This window comes from Pseudomonas sp. RT6P73, assembly GCF_054897715.1.
In genome coordinates, this window is sequence record NZ_JBUBUV010000002.1 from 2,924,008 (window position 1) to 2,946,111 (window position 22,104).

The following is a 22,104-nucleotide window of genomic DNA, read 5'->3' on the forward strand; positions in this document are numbered from 1 at the left end:
GCTCAGGGTAGAGGGTTGAAGCGGATGTGGCGAGCGTCGATGCCCCGAAGCGGGTCAATGAGTGCACCATCATGTGGCCATCAAACTTGATCCGAAACAGAGACATTGGACACTTTGTAGCAGCTGCCGAGCTCCGCGAGGCTGCGTCCGGCGACGAAGTCGTCGTGAACCCTGCTAACGCGGTTTTCCTGGCATATCGCGGGGGCTGATTTCACGACGACTTCGTCGCCGAACGCAGCCTCGCGCAGCTCGGCAGCTGCTACAACAGGCCACGTGTGCCGGTTCAGGCCATGACAGATCAGGCCTGCGCCTTGGCCTCGACCAGTTGCTGCCACAGTGATGGAGCGCCGGCAGACTTGGCGATGGCTTCCAGGCGCGCCACGTGCCGGGCCAGGTCATCTTCGCTGGCGGGGATGATCCGGGTCGGCTGGCGATCGGCTGGCAAGCGGCGGATTTCGGTGGCGGAGTTGTCCGCGCCTTCGCCGGAACCGTTGCCATCCGACGCATTACCGGCCAGCGACAGGCTGGTCTGGCCGCCGGTCATGGTCAGGTAAACGTCGGCGAGGATCTCGGAGTCGAGCAAGGCGCCGTGGAGTTCACGGCCCGAGTTGTCGACGCCATAACGTTTGCACAACGCATCGAGGCTGTTGCGCTGACCCGGGTGACGTTCCCGGGCCATCATCAGGGTGTCGAGGATCGAGCAGTGTTGCGTGATGTCCGCACGATCGTGCTGGCCCATCAGGGCGAATTCGTTGTTGATGAAGCCAACGTCGAACGCCGCGTTATGGATGATCAGCTGCGCGCCCTTGATGAATTCGAAAAACTCATCGGCCACTTCAGTGAAACGCGGTTTGCCCACGAGGAATTCGTTGGTGATGCCGTGGACGCCGATGGCGCCTTCGTCACTCTCGCGATCCGGTTGCAGGTAAACATGGAAATGCCGGCCCGTCAGGCGCCGACCGATCAACTCGACACAACCGATTTCGATAATCCGGTGGCCGTCGGTCACCGGCATGCCGGTGGTTTCGGTATCGAGTACAACGGATCTGGTGGCCATCAGTGCTCAGCTCTCAACGGGTCAATCGTGCAAAAGCGGCGATGTTAACACGCTCGCGGGATCCGGCGCGCGCAGCCAGGTGACCGACGCTCATGCAGTTTTTAACAATCATTAGCAATGTTCATAAAGTCTGGAACAGAACGGGTTGTTAGCGTGCGGCGCTTGTTTCCAAGGGATAGCATCCGCCATGAAGACCGCACGATTTCTATTATTAAGTACCTGTTTGTGGGGTACGGGCGCCCATGCCACCAGTTTGGTGATCAGTACTGACGTGACGGTTAGTTTGACGCTGAGCTCGAGCAAAGGCACGAGCGGGTCATTCAGCGACGACAAGATTGTGCTGGCGGCGAAGGATGATGCGGCAGCGTTTGTGGCGAGCGAGGGGGCGATTCGCGGGGCACGGATCGAGGCGGCGTTTATGCGGATTCGCGGGGTGGTCAATGATCAGTATTCCGACCAGCAACTGGCCACCGCAATCTTGATGCTGTGACGCCCTGTAGGAGCGAAGCTTGCTCGCGAAGAACGATAACGCGGTCACTCTGTCACACCGCGGCGCCTTCTTCGCGGGCAAGCCTCGCTCCCACAGGGATCGGTGGAATCATCAAGCCTGCTTGTACCCGCGCACTTCATCCACGCCACGGTTGGCCAGTTGGTCGGCCCGTTCGTTGCCGTGGTGGCCGATGTGCCCGCGCACCCATTTCCAGGTGACGTTGTGGCGGTTGACCTGCTCGTCCAGCAGCTTCCACAAATCAGCGTTCTTCACCGGTTCCTTCGCTGCCGTTTTCCAGCCGCGCTTCTTCCAGTTATCCATCCACTCGTTGATGCCCTTCATCACGTACTGGGAGTCGGTCACCAGCAGCACGTCGCAGGAACGCTTGAGTTCTTCCAGGCCACGGATCGCGCCCATCAGCTCCATGCGGTTGTTGGTGGTATTGGCTTCGCCGCCCCACAGCTCCTTTTCCACGCCTTTGCACACCAGCAACGCGCCCCAGCCGCCAGGGCCAGGGTTGCCTTTGCAGGCGCCGTCAGTGAAGAGTTCTACGCTATCGCTCATGCCAATCTATCCAGAAAATGCGGTGGCTCGCCGATCAGTGACCGACGATGCCCGAGGCCGGGGCGACCCGGCCGGGAAATAAAGAATGTGTTACGGCTCGATATTGCGACGATTGACCTTGGCCATCGGCAGCGGAATCAGCTTGCCCATCGGTTCGCGACGTTCCTGACGAACCGGCCGCAAGCCAACAACGATCTTGCGCGCCACTAATAAATAGAAGCCACCACCCGACAGTTGCCAGTCACCGGCCTTGCGCTCCCAGCCGGCCAAACGAGCCTGCCAGGCGGGTGACGCAAGCGGCGGACGATAGCACCCGAAGCGGCGTTTCTCCAGCGCAAAGCCCAGTAGATTCAGCCAGTCGCCGACCCGCGACGGCGAGATGCAGCGCGCCTTGCGCAAGCCGTCGTGGGCGAACACATGGCGCAAACCCCAGCTGCTCCAGGGATTGATCCCGATGATCAGCAAGTGCCCGCCGGGCCGCACGCTGCTCGCGGCTTCACGCAGCAAACCGTGGGGCGACAGGCAGAAATCGAGGCCGTGCTGCATCACCACCACATCAGCGGCGTGCTCGCTCAACGGCCAGGCCTGCTCTTCGCAGACGATCTCGACACCCGGCAATGGCGCACCGAGCCGCACATTGCGCTGCACTTGTGGGGCCGACGGCGGTGTCTGGGCCGACGGACCGTAATGCACCAGGTAGCCACCGAAGAAGCGGCCCAGCTCGTCTTCGAGCATGCGTCGTTCTTCGTCCAGCAGAAATTGCCCGATGGGGCCGGACAGCCATTCACGGGCTGCGCTGATCAATGCCAGCCAGTCAGGATCGGCCTGAGCGAACGCTTTATCGGTCATTGCATTCTCCAACGCGCCAGGAAGTTCTAAGATGCGCCATTGTTTTCCGCTTGGCGAATCCGACGATGATACAGATCAGTGCCCTGCCCGCCTTCACCGACAACTACATCTGGTTGTTACAAGACCACAACACCCAGCGCTGCGCCGTGGTCGATCCGGGTGATGCTGCGCCCGTGCAAGCCTGGCTGGCAGCGCATCCGGGTTGGGTATTGAGCGATATCCTGATCACTCATCACCATCATGATCATGTCGGCGGCGTCGTGCAGCTGAAAAAAGCGACGGACGCGAAAGTCTACGGCCCGGCCAGCGAAACCATCCCGATGCGGGATATGGCGCTCAAGGACAACGACCGCGTCAGCGTGCTGGGCTGGGACTTCGATGTCTTCGCCGTTCCCGGACATACCCTGGGACATATTGCCTATTACCATCACGGCCTGCTGTTCTGCGGCGATACCCTCTTCGCCGCCGGTTGCGGGCGCTTGTTCGAAGGCACGCCAGAGCAGATGCACACCTCGCTGAGCCGCCTCGCTGCCCTGCCTGAAGATACGCTGGTCTACTGCACCCACGAATACACCCTGAGCAACCTGAAGTTCGCCGCGGCGGTCGAGCCGGGCAACCCGGACACTGCCGCACGTCTGGAAAAAGTCACCGCGCAACGTGCAGCCGGAATCATGACGCTGCCCTCTACTCTGGCGCTTGAAAAGCAGACCAACCCGTTTTTGCGTGTCGACGAAACATCCGTTAAAGAAAAAGTGGACGAACGGAATGGAACCCAAAACCGGGCTCCGAGTGCGGTCGTTGCTGCTCTTCGGGCTTGGAAAGATAAGTTCTAAGTAGCCGGCCCATTGGTACAAAAATTCTGAATGGTTGACCGCAAGGGGTACGCTTTCTAGAATCGCCCGACATTTTTGCCCGGAACTTACTTCCAGCCAATGTCGTCATCTATTCGTAAAGTCATCAATTCAGACGCATTGACCCGCTTGGCTCAAGCCATAGCGGTGGCTGTGTCCGCCACTCTGGCGGGCTGTTCCAGCCATGTGCCGCAGACCGAAGCGACACACACGCCGAATATCGCCGCTCGCGCCAAGCAGAAACCTATCTGGCTCAGCGAAAAGCCGACGCCGCAAATTCCACAAGATGTCTGGGAGCGCATGCGCCAGGGTTTCCAGTTGCAGGACAGCCTGGGCGTCAACCCGCGCATCGAGCAACAGCGCCTGTGGTTCGCCAGTAACCCGTCCTTCCTCGAAAACGCCGGCGAACGCGGCAGCCTCTACATTCATTACATCGTCGAACGCCTTGAAGAACGTAACATGCCGCTGGAACTGGCGCTGTTGCCGGTGATTGAAAGCGCCTACAACCCGATGGCCTATTCCCGGGCCAACGCGGTTGGCTTGTGGCAATTCATCCCCTCCACCGGGCGTTACTTCAACCTGCGTCAGACCCGTTTTTATGATGGCCGTCGCGACATCACCGCCTCGACCACCGCAGCCATGGATTACCTGACCCGCCTGCACGACATGTTCAACGGTGACTGGTTGCTGGCCCTGGCGGCCTACAACGCGGGCGAAGGCACGGTTAGCCGCGCCATCGAACGCAACGAAAAGCTTGGACTCCCGACCGACTACTGGAACCTGCCGCTGCCCGCCGAAACCCAGGCCTACGTGCCGAAGTTGCTGGCCTTGTCCCAGGTCGTGCTGGCCCCCGAAGCCTACGGCGTGAATCTCAACCCGATCGCCAACGAACCGTACTTCCAGGTCGTCGAAATCAACCAGCGCATGGACCTGTCCAAGGTTGCCGCGGTGGCCAACATCGACGAAGACGAACTGTTCCAGCTGAACCCGGCCTTCAAACAGCGCACAACCATCGACGGCCCCCAGCATTTGCTGGTGCCAACGTCCAAGGCGCAATTGCTGACCGCCAGCCTCTCGACCATGCGTCCTGAAGAGTTGATCAGCAAGAAGTCGCTCAAGCCGGTCTTCGAAGGTGCTGATGAATCCGAAATCGCCAGCCTCAAACGTGCCTACCGCGTGAAACGCGGCGACAACCTGGCCGCCATCGCCAAGGCCAACAAGGTCGACGTCAAGGACCTGCAGCGCTGGAACAAGATGACCGGCAAGAACCTCAAGGTCGGCCAGACCCTGGTGATGCAGGACACCAACAAGCGCAGCAGCGGCGGTCGCGTCAACACCGTCGTGGCGGCGAACAGCAAGGCAAACAGCAAGGCGTCCAAGGAAAAGCCGCAGACCCAATACAAGGTCAAGCAAGGTGACTCGTTGTACATGGTTGCCAAGCGCTTCAATGTCGAGATGCAACACCTCAAGCGCTGGAACCCGCGTGTCGGTCAGGCGTTGAAGCCTGGGCAGATGCTGACGGTGTCTTCGCCACGCTAAAAACGAGCCCCTGATTTCAGGGGTTTTTTTTGCCCAAAAGTCTTGCTCAAATCCCTGTAGCAGCTGGCGAAGCCTGCGTTCGGCTGCGCAGCAGTCGTAAAACCAGAGAATGCGGTTTTACTGAAACACCGCGCCGTCTGAATTCACGACTGCTGCGCAGCCGAACGCAGGCTTCGCCAGCTGCTACAGGGGCCGCATGTGTAATTAACAACGCATTAAGCCAGTGTCTTTTTCCTGTCGATACAAGCTGTTACTGTACGGTCCACAAAGCCCAAGCCGCCTGGATCGGATCTCTGACTTGAAGCGTCCCCTCCTCCTACTGCTGATCAGCCTGGCCTTGAGCTCCCCCGCAAGCGCGACGATCAGCGAAAGCCACGGTTATGCGCAGTTCGGCACGCTCAAGTACCCGGCCAGATTTACCCACTTCGACTGGGTCAACCCGCAAGCGCCCAAGGGCGGTACCTTGCGGGTGATGGCGTTTGGCACCTTCGATACGCTCAATCCGTACACGTTCAAGGGTTCAAGCCCGGTTTCCACCCCCAATTTCCTGCAGTACGGGATCAACGAGCTCAACGAACCGTTAATGGTCGGCACCGGCCAATACGCGCCGTCCGGCGATGAGCCGACCTCCAGTTATGGCCTGATCGCCCAATCGGTGGAATACAGCGAAGACCGCAGCTGGGTCGTGTTCAACCTGCGCCCTGAAGCACGGTTCCACGATGGCACGCCGATCACCGCCTACGACGTGGCGTTTTCCTACCGTTTGCTGCTCAAGGAAGGTCATCCGCAATACCGCACCAACCTTCAGGAAGTGTTGCGTGTGGACATCCTCAACCCGCAGCGCATTCGATTCGTCTTCAAGCGCGCCGGTAATCCGTTGCAGATCCTGCGCCTGGGCGAGTTGCCGGTGCTGCCGCAGCATTACTGGAAAGGTCGTGATTTCAAGGCCACCACTTTTGAACCGCCCCTGGGCAGCGGGCCGTACCGCATCACGTCGGTAACGCCTGGACGTCAGATCATTTTCGAACGGGTCAAGGATTACTGGGGCAAGGACCTGCCAGTCAATCGCGGCAAATACAACGTCGACCGCATGGAAGTCGAGTTCTACCGCGACAGCGATGTGGCCTTCGAAGCCTTCAAGGCCGGCGAATTCGACATCTACATCGAACACCAGGCGAAGAACTGGGACAACGGCTACAACTTCCCGGCAGTGCGCCGCGGCGACGTGATCAAGGCACAGATTGCGCACCAGATCCCGACCCAGACCCAAGGCCTGTTCATGAACAGCCGGCGCCCGACCTTCTCCGAGACCAAAGTCCGTGAAGCGCTGGGGCTGATGTTCGACTTCGAGTGGACCAACCGCACCCTGTTCAGCGGCGCTTACAAACGCGCCATGAGTTACTACCCCAACAGCGAGTTCTCCGCGACGGGCCTACCGGTCGGGCACGAATGGCTGATGCTCAAGCCGTATCGCGAGCAGTTGCCCGCCAAGCTCTTCACCGAACCGTTCAGCCTGCCCAAGACCGATGGACGCGGCATTCCCCGGGAAACCATGCGAAAAGCTCTGGCGCTACTCGCCGAGGCCGGCTGGAAGCTCAATGGTCAACGGCTCGAGAACGCCAAAGGCCAGCCACTCAAGCTCGAGATCCTGCTGGTCAACCCGAACCTGGAGCGCATACTTCAGCCTTACGTCGAGAACCTCGCCAGCATTGGCATCGACGCGCGGCTGCGCACCGTCGACCGCGCCCAGTACAAACAGCGCCTCGATCAGTTCGATTTCGACATGATCCTGATGACTCAAAACCAGACCCTCAGCCCGGGTCTGGAGCAATGGCAGTATTTTCATTCCAGCCAGGTCGGGGTCAAAGGCAGTAAAAACTACGCCGGCATCACCAACCCGGTGGTCGATCACTTGCTCGAACAACTACTCGCCGCGCAAACCCGCGATGAGCAAGTCGCCGCCGGCAAAGCCCTGGATCGGGTATTGCTGTGGCAGCACTACATCATTCCCAACTGGTACCTCAATTATCACCGCCTGGCCTACCGCAACCGGTTCGCCTTTGTTACTACGCCGCCCTACACCCTGGGCCTCTCCGCGTGGTGGCTGAAGTCTTCGGAGAAAGATCGATGAAACCTGTACGCGCCCTGCTGTCGCAGGCCAGCGGTCTGCTGTTCGCCGGGCTGGCCTGCGCCGCCCCGCAACATGCCGTGACCCTGTACAACGAGCCGCCGAAATACCCGGCCGACTTCAAACATTTCGACTACGTGAACCCTGACGCGCCCAAGGGAGGGATCTTTCGCCAGGCCGGGTTCGGCGGCTTCGACAGCCTCAATCCGTTCATCAGCAAAGGCGTGCCGGCCGACGACATCGGCATGATCTACGACACCCTGGCCAAACAGGGTCTGGACGAACCCTTCACCGAATACGGGCTGGTCGCCGGCAAGATCGAGAAAGCCCCGGACAACAGTTGGGTGCGTTTCTACCTGCGTCCTGAAGCGCGCTTCCACGACGGTCATCCGATCCGCGCCGAAGACGTGGTGTTCAGCTTCCAGATGCTGACCACGGACGGCGCCCCGCTCTATCGTGGTTACTACAGCGATGTCGAGGAAGCGGTCGCCGAAAACCCTCTCACCGTGCTGTTCAAGTTCAAGCACACCAACAACCGCGAACTGCCGCTGATCCTCGGCCAGTTGCCGGTGTTGCCGAAGCATTGGTGGGCGAACCGCGATTTCAACAAGGGCAACCTTGAAATCCCCTTGGGCAGCGGCCCCTACAAGGTCACCGAAGTGAAGGCCGGGCGCTCGATCCGCTATGAGCGTGTCAAGGATTACTGGGGCAAGGACCTGCCGGCCAACCGTGGCTTCTACAATTTCGACGTGATGACCACCGATTACTACCGCGACAACACCGTGGCGCTGGAAGCCCTCAAGGCCGGTCAGTTCGATTTCTGGCTGGAGATGAGCGCGAAGAACTGGGCCAACGCCTACAACATCCCGGCGGTCACCGAAGGCCGATTGAACAAGGAACAGATCCCCAACGGTAACCCGACCGGCATGCAGGGCTTTGTGTTCAACCTGCGCCGCCCGGTGTTCCAGGACGTGCGCGTGCGCCAGGCGCTGACGTTGTTGCTGGACTTTGAATGGACCAACAAGCAACTGTTCAACGGCGCCTATGTGCGTACCCGCAGTTTCTTCGAAAACTCGGAAATGGCCGCGACCGGCCTGCCCGACGCCGATCAACTGGCGATCCTCGATCCATTCCGCGGCAAGATTCCCGAACAGGTGTTCACCGAGGCCTTCCAGAACCCGGTGACCGACGCCAGCGGCATGATCCGCACGCAGCAGCGCAAGGCTTATCAGCTGTTGCAGGAAGCCGGCTGGCGGATCGTCGACGACAAGATGGTCGACGCCACCGGCAAACCGGTGAATATCGAATTCCTGCTGGCCCAGACCGAATTCGAACGAGTGCTGCTGCCGTTCAAGCGCAACCTCAGCGACCTGGGCATTGACCTTGTGATCCGCCGGGTCGATGTCTCGCAATACATCAACCGCGTGCGTTCACGGGACTTCGACATGATCGTCGGCAGCTTCCCGCAGTCCAACTCGCCGGGGAACGAACAGCGTGAATTCTGGATGTCTGCCGCATCCGACAAACCCGGTAGTCGCAACTCCATGGGCCTCAAGGATCCGGTGGTCGATCAACTGGTCGAGCAACTGATCAACGCCGATTCGCGCAAAAGCCTGGTCGCCCACGCCCGGGCACTGGACCGCGTGCTGCAATGGGGCTATTACGTGATCCCCAACTGGCACATCAAAACCTGGCGCGTGGCGTACTGGAACCACATCGGTCACCCGAAAGTCTCTCCCAAGTACGACATCGGCACGAACACCTGGTGGGTCAAACCTGACGCGACACCGGCAATAGAAGTCGAAACCAAACTGCAAGCCGACCCTGCGGGCACGGAGTAATCAGATGCTGGCGTATATTTTTCGGCGACTGCTGCTGATCATTCCGACCTTGCTCGGCATTTTGCTGATCAACTTCGTGATCATCCAGGCTGCCCCAGGCGGGCCGGTGGAGCAGATGATCGCCAAGCTCGAAGGCTTCGAAGGCGCCACCAGCCGCATCTCCGGCGGCGGTGCCGAAGTGTCGGTGGCCGGCTCCGCCTATCGCGGCGCGCAGGGCCTGGACCCGATGCTGGTCAAGGAAATCGAACACATGTACGGCTTCGATAAATCGGCGCCGGAACGCTTGTGGATCATGATCAAGAACTACGCCACCCTGGATTTCGGCGACAGCTTCTTCCGCGACGCCAAGGTCATCGACCTGATCAAGGAAAAGATGCCGGTGTCGATCTCGCTCGGGCTGTGGAGCACGCTGATCATGTACCTGGTGTCGATCCCGCTGGGGATCGCCAAGGCGACGCGACACGGCAGTCACTTCGACGTCTGGACCAGTTCGTTGATCATCGTCGGCTACGCGATCCCGGCGTTCCTGTTCGCAATCCTGCTGATCGTGGTATTCGCCGGCGGCAGCTATTTTGACTGGTTCCCGCTCAGGGGGCTGACCTCGAACAACTTCGATGAATTGAGCACCGCAGGCAAGATCCTCGATTACTTCTGGCACCTGGCATTGCCAGTGACCGCGCTGGTGATCGGCAACTTCGCGACCATGACCCTGCTCACCAAAAACAGCTTCCTCGACGAAATCAATAAGCAGTACGTGGTCACCGCCAAGGCCAAGGGCCTGACCAATCACCGCGTGCTTTACGGCCACGTGTTCCGCAACGCGATGCTGTTGGTGATCGCCGGTTTCCCGTCGGCGTTTATCGGGATCTTCTTCACCGGCTCGCTGCTGGTTGAAGTGATCTTCTCCCTGGATGGCCTCGGCTTGATGAGTTTCGAAGCGGCGATCAACCGCGATTACCCGGTGGTGTTCGGCACGCTGTTTATCTTCACCTTGCTCGGTCTGGTGGTGAAATTGATCGGTGACCTCACGTACACCTTTGTCGATCCGCGCATCGACTTCGAAAGCCGGGAGCATTGAGATGAACCTGTCCCCTCTCAATCGCCGACGTTTCGAACTGTTCAAGGCCAACAAGCGCGGCTGGTGGTCGCTGTGGCTGTTTCTGGTGCTGTTCGGCCTGAGCCTCGGCGCCGAGCTGATTGCCAACGACAAACCGCTGGTGGTGCATTACGACAACGGCTGGTACTTCCCGGCACTCAAGCGCTACCCGGAAACCGCGTTCGGCGGCGAATTCCCGCTGGAAGCGAACTACAAGAGCCCGTACATCCGCGAATTGCTCAAGGCCAAAGATGCCTGGGTGCTGTGGGCGCCGATTCCCTACAGCTACCAAAGCATCAACTACGACTTGAAAGTCCCGGCGCCCGCGCCACCTTCAGCCGACAACCTTTTAGGCACCGACGATCAGGGCCGCGATGTGTTGGCACGGGTGATTTACGGCTTCCGGATTTCGGTGCTATTTGCCCTGACGCTGACCATTCTCAGCTCGATCATCGGGGTGATTGCCGGGGCCTTGCAGGGGTTCTATGGCGGCTGGGTGGACCTGGCCGGGCAACGTTTCCTGGAGATCTGGTCCGGGCTGCCGGTGCTGTATTTGCTGATCATCCTCGCCAGCTTTGTGCAGCCGAACTTCTGGTGGCTGCTGGGGATCATGCTGCTGTTCTCGTGGATGAGCCTGGTGGACGTGGTGCGCGCCGAGTTCCTGCGTGGGCGTAACCTCGAATACGTGCGCGCGGCCCGGGCGCTGGGGATGCAAAATGGCGCGATCATGTTCCGTCACATTTTGCCCAACGCCATGGTCTCGACCATGACCTTCATGCCGTTCATTTTGACCGGCGCCATCGGCACCCTGACCGCCCTCGACTTCCTGGGCTTCGGTTTGCCGCCGGGCGCGCCGTCCCTGGGAGAACTGGTGGCCCAGGGCAAATCCAACCTGCAAGCGCCGTGGCTCGGCATGAGCGCGTTTGCCGTGCTGGCATTGATGTTGAGTTTGCTGGTGTTCATCGGCGAGTCCGCTCGCGATGCCTTCGACCCGAGGAAGTGAAATGAATCAGGACAATCTGATCGAAGTGCGCGACCTGGCCGTCGAATTCGTCGTCGGCGATCACTGTCAGCGGGTGGTGGAAGGCGTCAGTTTCGACATCAAGCGTGGCGAAACCCTGGCACTGGTCGGCGAAAGCGGCTCCGGCAAATCGGTGACCGCACACTCGATCCTGCGACTGCTGCCTTACCCGCTCGCCCGGCATCCGTCCGGGACCATCGAGTATTCCGGGCAAAACCTGCTGAGCCTGAAAGAGAAAACCATCCGCCACATCCGCGGTAACCGGATCGCGATGATTTTTCAGGAACCGATGACCTCGCTCAACCCGTTGCACTCGATCGAGAAACAGATCAACGAAGTGTTGGGCATTCACAAAGGTTTGATCGGCAAAGTCGCGACCAAGCGTACGCTGGAGCTGCTGGAGATGGTCGGCATTCCTGAGCCGCACAAGCGCCTCAAGGCCCTGCCCCACGAATTGTCAGGCGGCCAGCGTCAGCGAGTAATGATCGCCATGGCCCTGGCCAACGAGCCCGAGCTGCTGATCGCCGACGAACCGACCACCGCGCTGGACGTGACCGTTCAGCTGAAAATCCTCGAATTGCTCAAGGAATTGCAGGCCCGTCTGGGCATGGCACTGCTACTGATCAGTCACGATTTGAACCTTGTGCGAAGAATTGCGCATCGCGTATGTGTCATGCAGCGCGGTTGCATCGTCGAACAGGCATCGTGCGAAGAGTTGTTCCGCGCGCCGCAGCATCCGTACACTCGGGAACTGCTGGCAGCGGAGCCCAGTGGCAAGCCGGCGACCAACGTGATTGGCCCGCCGCTGCTGCAGGTCGAGGACCTGAAAGTCTGGTTCCCGATCAAGAAAGGCTTTCTGAAAAAGACCGTCGACCACATCAAAGCGGTGGACGGGATCAATTTCAGCCTGCCTCAGGGCCAGACCCTGGGGATTGTGGGAGAAAGCGGTTCGGGCAAGTCGACGCTCGGTCTGGCGATTTTGCGGCTGATCGGCAGCAAAGGCGCCATCCGTTTTGAAGGCAAGCAGCTAGACTGCCTGACGCAGGCCGAGGTTCGGCCGTTGCGCCGGGAGATGCAGGTGGTGTTCCAGGACCCGTTCGGCAGCCTGAGCCCACGGATGTGCGTGAGCCAGATCGTCGGCGAAGGCCTGCGGATCCACAAGATGGGCACCGAGGCAGAACAGGAACAGGCGATTATTGCGGCATTGAAGGAGGTAGGCCTGGACCCGGAAACCCGGAACCGCTACCCCCACGAATTTTCCGGCGGGCAGCGGCAGAGAATCGCCATTGCCCGGGCATTAGTGCTAAAACCGGCGTTGATTTTGCTGGACGAGCCGACTTCGGCCCTCGACCGCACCGTACAACGCCAAGTGGTGGAGCTTTTGCGTTCACTGCAAACCAAGTACAACCTGACGTATCTGTTTATCAGCCATGACCTGGCTGTCGTCAAGGCGCTGAGCCACCAGCTGATGGTGGTCAAGCAAGGCCAAGTGGTCGAACAGGGAGACGCGCAAAGTATCTTTGCCGCCCCCCAACATCCGTATACACAGCAGTTGCTGGAAGCCGCTTTCCTGGCTCCGGCCACTGCGCAATAACCTGAAAGAGAGGAGCAACACATGGGTTTTCTCGCCGGTAAGCGCGTACTGATCGTCGGTGTCGCCAGCAAGCTGTCCATCGCATCCGGCATCGCTGCCGCCATGCATCGCGAGGGCGCTGAGCTTGCCTTCACTTATCAGAACGACAAACTCAAGGGTCGCGTCGAAGAGTTCGCACAAAGCTGGGGTTCCAACCCTGACCTGTGCTTCCCGTGCGACGTGGCCAGCGATGAAGAAATCGCCAAGGTCTTCGTTGAGCTGGGCAAGAAGTGGGACGGCCTGGACTGCATCGTGCACTCCGTCGGCTTCGCCCCGGGCGACCAACTGGACGGCGACTTCACCGAAGCCACCACCCGTGAAGGTTTCCGCATTGCTCACGACATCAGCGCCTACAGCTTCGTGGCCCTGGCCAAGGCTGGCCGCGAAATGATGAAAGGCCGCAACGGCAGCCTGCTGACCCTGTCGTACCTGGGCGCCGAGCGCACCATGCCGAACTACAACGTGATGGGCATGGCCAAGGCTTCGCTGGAAGCAGGCGTGCGTTACCTGGCCGGCTCCCTGGGCCCGGACGGCACCCGCGTCAACTGCGTATCGGCTGGCCCGATCCGCACCCTCGCCGCTTCCGGCATCAAGAACTTCCGCAAGATGCTGGCCGCCAACGAAGCGCAAACCCCGCTGCGTCGCAACGTCACCATCGACGAAGTCGGCAACGCCGGCGCCTTCCTGTGCTCGGACCTGGCGTCCGGCATCAGCGGCGAAATCATGTACGTAGACGGTGGCTTCAACACCACTGCGATGGGTAGCCTGGAAGAGTGATCTTTCGCTAGCCCATAAAAAAACCCGCCTCTTCAGGCGGGTTTTTTGTGCGCGCAATTCCAAGTCCATTCAGTTCCTGTGGGAGCGGGCTTGCCCGCGATGGCGGTGGATCAGCCGCCATCTATTTTGAATGTCAGTCCGCTATCGCGGGCAAGCCCGCTCCCACAGGGATCTGTGGTTAGTCGGAAATTTGGGTCAGACACCTCGCAAACAGCTGCTGAATCGGCTGCATCCGCTGGCTGTAGCGCTGCAACAGCACAATCTCCCGGTAAAACGTCAACTCGCCCAACGGGATAGTCCTGACCTTCGCCCCATGCTCAAGCCATAACCCCGCCTCGGGCAGCAGTGAAACGCCGAACCCGCATTCAACCATCTTGACGATGGCTTCCAGCTCATCCAGCTCCATCGCCACGTGCACATCAATCTGCTGTTCACGCAAAAACCGCGTCACCAGGCGCCCCCCAAATGAATTGCGGTCGTAACGCACGTGCCCGTGGCTGGCAAGGATTTGCAACGGGTCATCGCCTTCAAGGCCCATCGGCACAATCAATAGAAACGGCTCCCGGCGAATAACCTGCACGGACAGCTCTTTGGGCAGCTCGTACGGCGGCTTGATCAGAATCGCCAGATCCACCTCACCGGTATCGACCTGACTGAGCAAGCTCAACGACACGCCCGGCACCAATTTCGGCTCCAGCAGGGGTGCCCGCTCCCTCAACCGCAAAAATGCTTGGGGCAACAACCCGGTCTGGACCGTGGACACCGCGCCAATTTTCAGCTCGCCGCGATACTCGCTGACATCATCACTGACGGCCATGCGGCTGAACGTCTCGAGGATCTCCTGCGCCATCGGCAACGCCCGTTGCCCTGCGGCATTAAGAATCGCCTGACGTCCGGTGCGATCGAACAGGCGAATGCCCAGCGCCTGTTCCAGATTGCGTATCTGGGCGCTGACCGCCGACTGCGTCAGGCCGATGTGCATCCCGGCGGCCGCGAACGTGCCATAGCGTGTCACGGCGATGAAGGTTTTCAATTCGCGCAGCATAAGGCGTTCTCGATTGATCGAAATAATTTGAGCTCGACGCAAAAACTATCGTCTTTCAATCAAAAAGCATAGCGCTAAACTTAGCCTCGTCCCCTAACAACAAGAAGGCGAACCCCATGCAACTCTCCCCTTTTCACCTGGCTATCCCGGTTTACGATTTGGCCGCTGCCCGGCGTTTCTATGGTGAAGTGTTCGGCCTGGAAGAAGGACGTTCCAGTGACCATTGGGTCGATTTCAACTTTTTCGGCCATCAACTGGTGATTCACCTGGCACCGAAAAACGCTTCTCAAGAAGCCGCGCACACCAATGCCGTGGACGGTCATAACGTGCCGGTGCCGCATTTCGGTGTGGTATTGGGGTTGGCGGAATGGGAGGCGCTGGCCGAGCGCTTGAAAGACCTGGGTACTCGCTTCGTGATCGAGCCGGGTATCCGCTTTCAGGGTTTGGTGGGTGAACAAGCCACGATGTTTCTCTTCGACCCCTGTGGCAACGCTTTGGAATTCAAAGCATTCAAGAACATCAATCAGTTGTTCGCCAAATGATCCGCCCGGACTTTGACGCCACCACCCTCAGTGAAGCGGTGGTCGATGGCGATACGACCGCTGCCGTCATCGCCGAAGCCTTTCTTGAGCGCATTCAGGCGCAGGAACCGGATATCCAGGCCTTCGTCTCGTTCGACGCCGGGCAGGTACGCGCCGATGCTGCGCAGAACAACGGCCGTGGACTTCTGGCCGGCATACCCGTGGGCATCAAGGACATCTTCGACACCGCTGCCTACCCCACGCAATTCAACTCGCCCATTTACAACGGCCATCAACCGTCCCGGGACGCCCACGTGGTGACGCTGTTGCGCCAGGCCGGCGCGCTGATCATGGGCAAGACCCACACCACCGAGTTTGCCTACATGCACACCGGCCCGACCCGCAATCCCCACGACCTCGCTCGCACGCCCGGCAGCTCCAGCGCGGGTTCGGCGGCCGGGATGGCGGCGGGTTTCTTTGCCTTGGCGCTGGGCACGCAGACCGCTGGCTCATTGCTCAAGCCGGCCTCCTATTGCGGACTCTTCGCTTACAAACCGTCGCTGGGACTGGTGTCGCTGGAAGGTGTAAAACCGCTGGCGCCGAGCTTCGACACCGTGGGTTGGTATGGAAGATCGGTACGCGATCTGCACCTCGTGGCGCGCGTGTTGATTCCCGGTTTCGTTGTACCTGATGTCGAGCGGCGTCCTCTGCGACTGGGTTTCTGCCGCACGTCGCGCTGGGATCAGGTGGACCCCGAGGTGGCCCACGCTCTGGAGCAGGCAGCGGATCAGTTGCGCAGCGCCGGCCATCACGTGAGCGAACTGCAACTGCCCGACGAGTTTGCCGGTGTATTCGACGACCATCAGCTGATTAACGATTGCGAAGGTGCCCGCTCGCTGGCCAAGGAATTTCAACGACACCGGACCCAATTGAGCCCCTCGACACTGGCCATGTTCGAGCGAGCGGCGGCGACAACCTGGGAACAGGAATCCGCTGCCAAAGTGCGCCTGGCCGCGCTTGCCCCACGCTTGAATGAGCTTTGCCACCCCTTCGACGCCATGCTCGGCGCCTCTTGCGGGATGGTTGCGCCGATGGGCCTGGAAAGCACCGGACCGTCGGATTTCATCAAGTTCTGGGGGGCGTTTGGCTGGCCGCAGGTCAATATCCCGCTGAAGCGCGCGGAAGGCAGTCTACCGATCGGATTACAGCTGATCGGTAAGTTCAGGGACGACGGCCGGTTGTTGCGGACCGCCGGGCACGTTACAGCGGTTTTGCACCGTGCCACTCAAGAATGACGAGTGTCGTGCATCGCCTTGTCGGCCAGGGCCAGCACGTCTTCGGCTGTCTGGTTTAGCCGCGCATCAAATTCGATCTGGCCAATGCTGAACTGAATGATGAAACTGCGATTCGCCGTGGCATTGCGCTCGGCGAGTATTTCTTCGAGGCGTGCCATGATCGCAGACAGCTCTACAACGCTTGCCCCCGTCAGCAGGGCGACAAACTCGTCGTTGCCGAGTCGGCCAATCACATCGCTTTCGCGAAAGGCGATACGCAGCACGTCAGCAAAGGTTTTCAGGGCGTTGTCGCCCTCGGCACGACCGTACAGGTAGTTGATTCGCTTGAAGTTATCGAGGTCGAAAAAAAGCAGCGTCGCCGGTATTTCCAACTGCTGGCAGGCGTCCAGCCCTTGTTGGGCCAGCGCTGTGAAACCGTGACGGTTGGGCAGCAGCGTCAACTCGTCCATGCTCGCCATCTGCACGCCCGTCAGTTCTTGCTCGGCCGTACGGGCCAGATCGCGAAGCAATTCACGTTCCTTAAGTGGCGAACGCATCGGGTCTGTGCAAGCACCTCGCTTGACCGGTTTGCCTGGGATCAGCATTACTCACTCCATTGGCGGATATGCACTTTAGAGTCGTGCGTACCCGGATTGACTCCCTGTTAACGGACCGCCGGTCAACTGCCCTCCACCGGACACGGCCCACCGGCGTCAGCCCACAACTTGAATTGGCTGACGAAAATGTCGTGGGGCACCGGCACCGGCGCCCTTCCCTCGCCCGGATTCCAGCCCCAGAGCACTAGCTTGTCTTCGCTGACGTGCTTGATCAATGCCGCGAAATCACGGTCGCCATTACTGGAACGATCCTTGATCATCGCGCACAACTTATCGGCCGGCAGACCGATCCAGGCCATCTTGTGTGCGGCGGGCGGCAAGCTCCAATGCGGCGCTCCCGGTGGCATATGCGGCCCGTAACTGGCGGGCGGATTGGTCTCGGCGTGACAGGTCGCGCAGGGCAAACCGGCAGCGCCCTTGCCGTCCATCCCGCGCACCACGCTCATCGCATGGGGAATCCCGGCGTCGAACTGCAACGGCGAATCGCCCGGGATATGACAGTTCTGGCAACGCGGGCTCTGGAAAACCTTCTGCACGGTATCAAACGCCTTGATGGCTTCCTTGTCGTCAGCAAACACGTGCTCGGCGTAGACAGCCAGGCCGATCAACACCACCGTGCCAAGAATCAGATGTCGTTTCATCTCACACCCCCGACAGTTGCAACGGCAGTTCCCGCAAGCGCTGCCCGGTCAGGGCGAACACCGCGTTGGCCACCGCCGGCGCCGTGGGTGGGACACCGGCCTCGCCGATTCCGCCGGACCTTTCGGTGCTCGGCACGATATGCACTTCAACTACTGGCATTTCGTTCAGCCGCAGCACCCGATAGTCGTGGTAATTGGATTGCACCACCTGGCCGTCCTTGAACGTCAGTTTGCTGTGCAAGGTGAAGCCGAGGCCGAAGGTGATGCAGGACTCCATTTGCGCAGCGATGCTCATCGGGTTGACCGCAATCCCGCAGTCCACCGCGCACACCACCCGGTGCACCCGAATCGCCAGATTGTCCTGAGACACTTCAGCGACCTGGGCGACGTAGCTGCCGAAGGATTCATGCACCGCCACACCCAGCGCGTGGCCGTCCGGCAACGGCGCCTTCCAGTTGGCTTTCTCGACGGCAAGATTCAGCACGCCCAGATGCCGCGGATGCGCCTTGAGCAGGGTCCGTCGGTATTCCACCGGGTCCTTGCCGGCCGCCTCCGCCAGTTCGTCGATCAACGATTCCATCACAAACGCCGTGTGGCTATGCCCCACCGAACGCAGCCACAACACGCTGATGCCGGTTGTCGGTGAGTGCAGTTCCACTTGGTGATTGGCCATGCCTACCAGGTAAGGGCTGTCGGCAACGCCTTCGACCGACGTCTTGTCGACTCCGTCCTTGACCATGGTCGCCTCGAGCATGGTGCCGGCCATGATCGACTGACCGACCATCACGTGCTTCCAGGCCATGGGCATGCCGCCGGCGTCCAGGCCGATGCGGGCCTGATGCAGGAACGCCGAGCGGTAATAGCCGCCGCGGACGTCGTCCTCCCGCGACCAGACGGTTTTCACTGGCCCTCCTGCGGCCTTGGCCACCTGCACGGCTTCTGCGACAAAGTCCGAGGTCGGATTGGCCCGACGACCGAAGCCGCCGCCGAGAAATTCAGTGTGGATTTCAACCTGTTCCGGCTTGAGCCCGGTGATCTTGCCCGCGATCATTTGATCCAGGGTCTGGAACTGCGTGCCGGTCCAGATCTCGCACTTATCCTTGGAAATTTTCACCGTGCAATTGAGCGGTTCCATCGGCGCGTGGGCCAGGTACGGCACGCTGTATTCGACGTCGATGGTCCTGGCAGCTTTGCCCAGCGCTGCGCTGGTATCGCCGGCCTTACTCGCCGAGGTGCCGGGGGTGGCCGCGAGTGTGCGGAAACTCTCCAGCAGTTTTTGACTGTCGAGGCCGGCGTTCGGCCCCAGGTCCCACTCGACCTTCAACGCATCGCGCCCAAGCTTCGCCGCCCAGTAATGATCGGCAATCACCGCCACGCCAGTAGGCACCTGCACCACTTTGTGCACGCCCGGCACGGCCAGAGCCTCAGCGCCTTCAAAGGATTTGACGCTGCCGCCGAAGACCGGCGAGCGGGCAACCATGGCGGTCATCAAGCCATCGAACTGCACGTCCATGCCGAACTTGGCCCGGCCGGTGATTTTCTCCGGGGTGTCCAGGCGCTTGGTGGGTTTGCCGATGAGCTTCCAGTCCTTGGCCTCCTTGAACTTGATCGAGGCCGGATCCGGAACCGGCAGCTTGCCGGCGTCGTCCGCCAGCTCACCGAAGGTCGCGCGTTTGTCGCCGGCAATGACCACGCCTGACTCGGTGTGAATCGCCGAGGGCGCGACGTTGAAGCGCTTGGCCGCCGCATCGATCAGCATCAAGCGCGCTGCCGCGCCAGCCTGGCGGTAGCGATCGAACTCCATCCAGGTCGAGGTCGAACCGCCGGTGATCTGCATCCCGCCGAACCCCGCCATGCCGTAATCCGCCGCCGACGCGGGTGAATGTTCGACGCGGATTTTCGACCAATCGGCGTCCAGCTCTTCGGCAATCAACATGGTCAGGCCGGTCCAGATGCCCTGGCCCATTTCCGAGTGGCCAAGCAGCACAGTGACGACGTTGTCGTTGCCGATCCGCAAAAACGCATTGGGCGCGAAAATATTGCCTTCATTCTCCGCCCCCAAGGCAAAGCGATGAGCGCCGGGGATGACGAACGCCACCACCAGACCACCGCCCAACAGTGCGCTGCCCTTGAGAAAACCGCGGCGTGACACAGGGTTGGTGCTGTTCATGGTTCAGACTCCCGTCAACGTGGCATCAACCGAGCTCGGCGGCGCGTTTTACCGCGGCGCGGATCCTTGGGTAGGTGCCGCAGCGGCAGATATTGCCGGAGAGCGCCTGATCGATGTCGCTGTCGGTGGGCTTGGGGATCTTCGCCAGCAATGCGGCGGCGGACATGATTTGCCCGGACTGGCAGTAACCGCACTGCACCACGTCGAGCTCGGCCCAGGCTTGCTGCACCGGGTGCGAGCCGTCGGTGGACAAGCCTTCGATGGTGAGGATTTTTTGCCCGTGGGCCACTGCGGTGGCGGGCGTGATGCAGGAACGCAGCGGCGCGCCGTCGACGTGCACGGTGCAGGCCCCGCACTGGGCCATGCCGCAACCGAATTTGGTGCCCGTCAGGTGCGCGACATCGCGCAAGACCCAGAGCAGCGGCATGTCCGCGGGGACATCCAGCTCCTGATCCTTGCCATTGATGTTCAGGGTCAGCATTGCGAATTTCCTCAGACTCACGGTGTTCTGAAGGGGCGTCGCTGTGACAACGGAGTGCCTACGCGCGCCTCGGGTTATCACTACAGCTAAGCGCAAATTGCCGGGGGAGAACGGTTCATCGACCACCGGTCACATGAAGAAGACTGAAATGGCGCGCTCTGTAGCAGCTGTCGAGCCTGCGAGGCTGCGTCCGGCGACGCAGTCGTCGTAAACCCTGCGAATGCGGTTCTCCTGAAACACCGCGGGGTCTGATTTCACGACGACTGCGTCGCCGGACGCAGCCTCGCGCAGCTCGGCAGCTGCTACGGACGGTGTTAAAGCTTGGAAACTTGGAAATCCGCCATGTCTGCAACTCATCAATAACCGGGGAGACCACCGGTCACATGAAGAAGACTGAAATGGCACGTTCTGTAGCAGCTGTCGAGCCTGCGAGGCTGCGTTCGGCGACGAAGTCGTCGTAAACCCTGCGATCGCGATTTTCCTGACGCACCGCGGGGGCTGATTTCACGACGACTGCGTCGCCGAACGCAGCCTCGCAGGCTCGGCAGCTGCTACCGACCGGGTTGGGGCTTAGAAATCGGTGGAGACCGACACCTCGCGCCACGCCTGCAATTCATCGGCAACGAAGGCGTTCTTGGCTTCGATCGCCGCGACGCAGTCACTGCCCAGTGGCAAGCGTAGCGGAGCTTTTTTCGCTTCTACCAGGGTGATCATGGTCTCGGCGAGCTTGTCCGGATCGCCCGGTTGATTCAGGGTCACGGCCTTGGCGATTTTACGCACCTCGCCCGCGGTGCTGTCGTAATCGGCAATCGTGGATGGGGATTCGACCAGGGAATTGCCTTCGAGGAATTCGGTCCGGAAGTAACCAGGCTCGACAACAGTGACTTTGACCCCCACCGGCGCCAATTCGGCGTGCAGCGCTTCGCTCAAGCCTTCGACGGCAAACTTGGTCGAGCAATAGACGCCGAAGCCCGGCCCCGACGCGTAACCGCCCACCGATGACAGGTTGATCACATGCCCACTGCGGGCGGCACGCATGTACGGCAGGACGGCGCGAGTGATGTTCAGCAAGCCGAAGACGTTGGTTTCGTACACCCGGCGCACTTCATCGGCGCTGGCTTCTTCCACCGCGCCCAGCAAACCGAAGCCCGCGTTGTTGACCAGCACATCGATGCGCCCGAAGTGGTCGATGGCAGCCTTGGCGACCGCAACGCCTTGGGCTTCATTGGTGACATCCAGGGACATGGCGAGCAACGCGGATTGAGTGCCAAAACGTTGGGTGACGCTGCTCGCATCACGGGCGGTGGCCACCACCGCATCGCCGTTGGCCAGTGCAGCGGCGGCGATCTTGGCGCCGATGCCACGGGACGCGCCAGTGATGAGCCAGACACGTTTGAAGGTGTGGGAAGTGGTCATGATCGAGTTCCTTGTTTGGGTTGGGGTGAGCACAAGGTACGCAGGAAGATTGGTCGGAAAAATGCCCTCGTGTTACAAGCACTATGAAACTGT

The 22,104-nt window shown here is 60.4% G+C and carries 20 protein-coding genes; 11 read left to right on the forward strand and 9 right to left on the reverse strand.

The window, feature by feature from the left end:
* Window positions 1–298: 298 nt before the first annotated feature.
* Window positions 299–1,057 carry a DNA polymerase III subunit epsilon gene (gene dnaQ, locus ACYZT6_RS13885; RefSeq protein WP_010459800.1) on the reverse strand — a complete coding sequence of 253 codons (759 nt, stop codon included), beginning with the start codon at window positions 1,055–1,057 and terminating at the stop codon, window positions 299–301.
* A 187-nt stretch (window positions 1,058–1,244) separates the two neighbouring features.
* On the opposite strand from dnaQ, the gene ACYZT6_RS13890 reads away from it, so the two are divergent.
* Complete coding sequence (locus ACYZT6_RS13890) at window positions 1,245–1,547, forward strand: DUF2388 domain-containing protein (protein WP_462027384.1); 303 nt, start codon at window positions 1,245–1,247, stop codon at window positions 1,545–1,547.
* A 111-nt stretch (window positions 1,548–1,658) separates the two neighbouring features.
* Here ACYZT6_RS13890 and rnhA read toward each other — a convergent pair whose 3' ends face one another.
* Window positions 1,659–2,111 carry a ribonuclease HI gene (rnhA, locus tag ACYZT6_RS13895; protein ID WP_008028618.1) on the reverse strand — a complete coding sequence of 151 codons (453 nt, stop codon included), beginning with the start codon at window positions 2,109–2,111 and terminating at the stop codon, window positions 1,659–1,661.
* 90 nt (window positions 2,112–2,201) lie between these two features.
* Window positions 2,202–2,960 carry a class I SAM-dependent methyltransferase gene (locus tag ACYZT6_RS13900; RefSeq protein ID WP_131062911.1) on the reverse strand — a complete coding sequence of 253 codons (759 nt, stop codon included), beginning with the start codon at window positions 2,958–2,960 and terminating at the stop codon, window positions 2,202–2,204.
* Window positions 2,961–3,025: 65 nt separating this feature from the next.
* On the opposite strand from ACYZT6_RS13900, the gene gloB reads away from it, so the two are divergent.
* The 8 genes from gloB to fabI all read left to right on the forward strand — a co-directional run bounded on the left by gloB (window position 3,026) and on the right by fabI (window position 13,846).
* Window positions 3,026–3,793 (forward strand): hydroxyacylglutathione hydrolase, encoded by a 768-nt coding sequence (gene gloB / locus ACYZT6_RS13905; RefSeq protein ID WP_462027385.1) that lies wholly within the window; start codon window positions 3,026–3,028, stop codon window positions 3,791–3,793.
* A 99-nt stretch (window positions 3,794–3,892) separates the two neighbouring features.
* Window positions 3,893–5,350, forward strand: coding sequence for a transglycosylase SLT domain-containing protein (locus ACYZT6_RS13910; RefSeq protein WP_462027386.1), 1,458 nt, complete (start codon window positions 3,893–3,895; stop codon window positions 5,348–5,350).
* Between the two features lie 298 nt (window positions 5,351–5,648).
* Window positions 5,649–7,481: an extracellular solute-binding protein gene (locus ACYZT6_RS13915; protein WP_462027387.1), complete on the forward strand. Its 1,833-nt coding sequence runs from the start codon at window positions 5,649–5,651 to the stop codon at window positions 7,479–7,481.
* Window positions 7,478–9,319 carry an extracellular solute-binding protein gene (locus ACYZT6_RS13920; RefSeq protein ID WP_462027388.1) on the forward strand — a complete coding sequence of 614 codons (1,842 nt, stop codon included), beginning with the start codon at window positions 7,478–7,480 and terminating at the stop codon, window positions 9,317–9,319. The genes ACYZT6_RS13915 and ACYZT6_RS13920 overlap by 4 nt, the downstream gene beginning before the upstream one ends.
* A 4-nt stretch (window positions 9,320–9,323) precedes the next feature.
* Complete coding sequence (locus ACYZT6_RS13925) at window positions 9,324–10,397, forward strand: microcin C ABC transporter permease YejB (protein WP_462027389.1); 1,074 nt, start codon at window positions 9,324–9,326, stop codon at window positions 10,395–10,397.
* A gap of 1 nt (window position 10,398) precedes the next feature.
* On the forward strand, window positions 10,399–11,418 hold the full coding sequence (locus ACYZT6_RS13930) for an ABC transporter permease (RefSeq protein WP_010459784.1): 1,020 nt from the start codon (window positions 10,399–10,401) through the stop codon (window positions 11,416–11,418).
* Between the two features lies 1 nt (window position 11,419).
* Entirely contained in the window at window positions 11,420–13,030 is a 1,611-nt protein-coding gene (locus ACYZT6_RS13935; protein WP_462027390.1) for an ABC transporter ATP-binding protein, read from the forward strand.
* Window positions 13,031–13,051: 21 nt separating this feature from the next.
* Complete coding sequence (gene fabI / locus ACYZT6_RS13940; protein ID WP_008152082.1) at window positions 13,052–13,846, forward strand: enoyl-ACP reductase FabI; 795 nt, start codon at window positions 13,052–13,054, stop codon at window positions 13,844–13,846.
* A gap of 178 nt (window positions 13,847–14,024) precedes the next feature.
* Here the strand turns inward: fabI and ACYZT6_RS13945 are convergent, their stop codons facing one another.
* Window positions 14,025–14,891 carry a LysR family transcriptional regulator gene (locus tag ACYZT6_RS13945; protein WP_462027391.1) on the reverse strand — a complete coding sequence of 289 codons (867 nt, stop codon included), beginning with the start codon at window positions 14,889–14,891 and terminating at the stop codon, window positions 14,025–14,027.
* A 116-nt stretch (window positions 14,892–15,007) separates the two neighbouring features.
* On the opposite strand from ACYZT6_RS13945, the gene ACYZT6_RS13950 reads away from it, so the two are divergent.
* Both ACYZT6_RS13950 and ACYZT6_RS13955 read left to right on the forward strand, forming a co-directional pair.
* On the forward strand, window positions 15,008–15,433 hold the full coding sequence (locus ACYZT6_RS13950; RefSeq protein ID WP_462027392.1) for a VOC family protein: 426 nt from the start codon (window positions 15,008–15,010) through the stop codon (window positions 15,431–15,433).
* Complete coding sequence (locus ACYZT6_RS13955) at window positions 15,430–16,707, forward strand: amidase (RefSeq protein WP_462027393.1); 1,278 nt, start codon at window positions 15,430–15,432, stop codon at window positions 16,705–16,707. The genes ACYZT6_RS13950 and ACYZT6_RS13955 overlap by 4 nt, the downstream gene beginning before the upstream one ends.
* On the opposite strand, the gene ACYZT6_RS13960 is transcribed toward ACYZT6_RS13955, so the two are convergent.
* The 5 genes from ACYZT6_RS13960 to ACYZT6_RS13980 form a co-directional block, all read right to left on the reverse strand.
* On the reverse strand, window positions 16,698–17,291 hold the full coding sequence (locus tag ACYZT6_RS13960; protein ID WP_462027394.1) for a GGDEF domain-containing protein: 594 nt from the start codon (window positions 17,289–17,291) through the stop codon (window positions 16,698–16,700). The genes ACYZT6_RS13955 and ACYZT6_RS13960 overlap by 10 nt on opposite strands.
* 74 nt (window positions 17,292–17,365) lie before the next feature.
* The gene (locus tag ACYZT6_RS13965) at window positions 17,366–17,944 is read right to left on the reverse strand and encodes a hypothetical protein (RefSeq protein WP_462027395.1); all 579 of its coding nucleotides are present in this window, start codon (window positions 17,942–17,944) and stop codon (window positions 17,366–17,368) included.
* Between the two features lies 1 nt (window position 17,945).
* Window positions 17,946–20,114 (reverse strand): xanthine dehydrogenase family protein molybdopterin-binding subunit, encoded by a 2,169-nt coding sequence (locus ACYZT6_RS13970; RefSeq protein WP_462027396.1) that lies wholly within the window; start codon window positions 20,112–20,114, stop codon window positions 17,946–17,948.
* Window positions 20,115–20,139: 25 nt separating this feature from the next.
* Complete coding sequence (locus tag ACYZT6_RS13975) at window positions 20,140–20,595, reverse strand: (2Fe-2S)-binding protein (RefSeq protein WP_462027397.1); 456 nt, start codon at window positions 20,593–20,595, stop codon at window positions 20,140–20,142.
* Between the two features lie 570 nt (window positions 20,596–21,165).
* Window positions 21,166–22,011, reverse strand: coding sequence for an oxidoreductase (locus ACYZT6_RS13980; RefSeq protein WP_462027398.1), 846 nt, complete (start codon window positions 22,009–22,011; stop codon window positions 21,166–21,168).
* Between the last annotated feature and the right edge of the window lie 93 nt (window positions 22,012–22,104).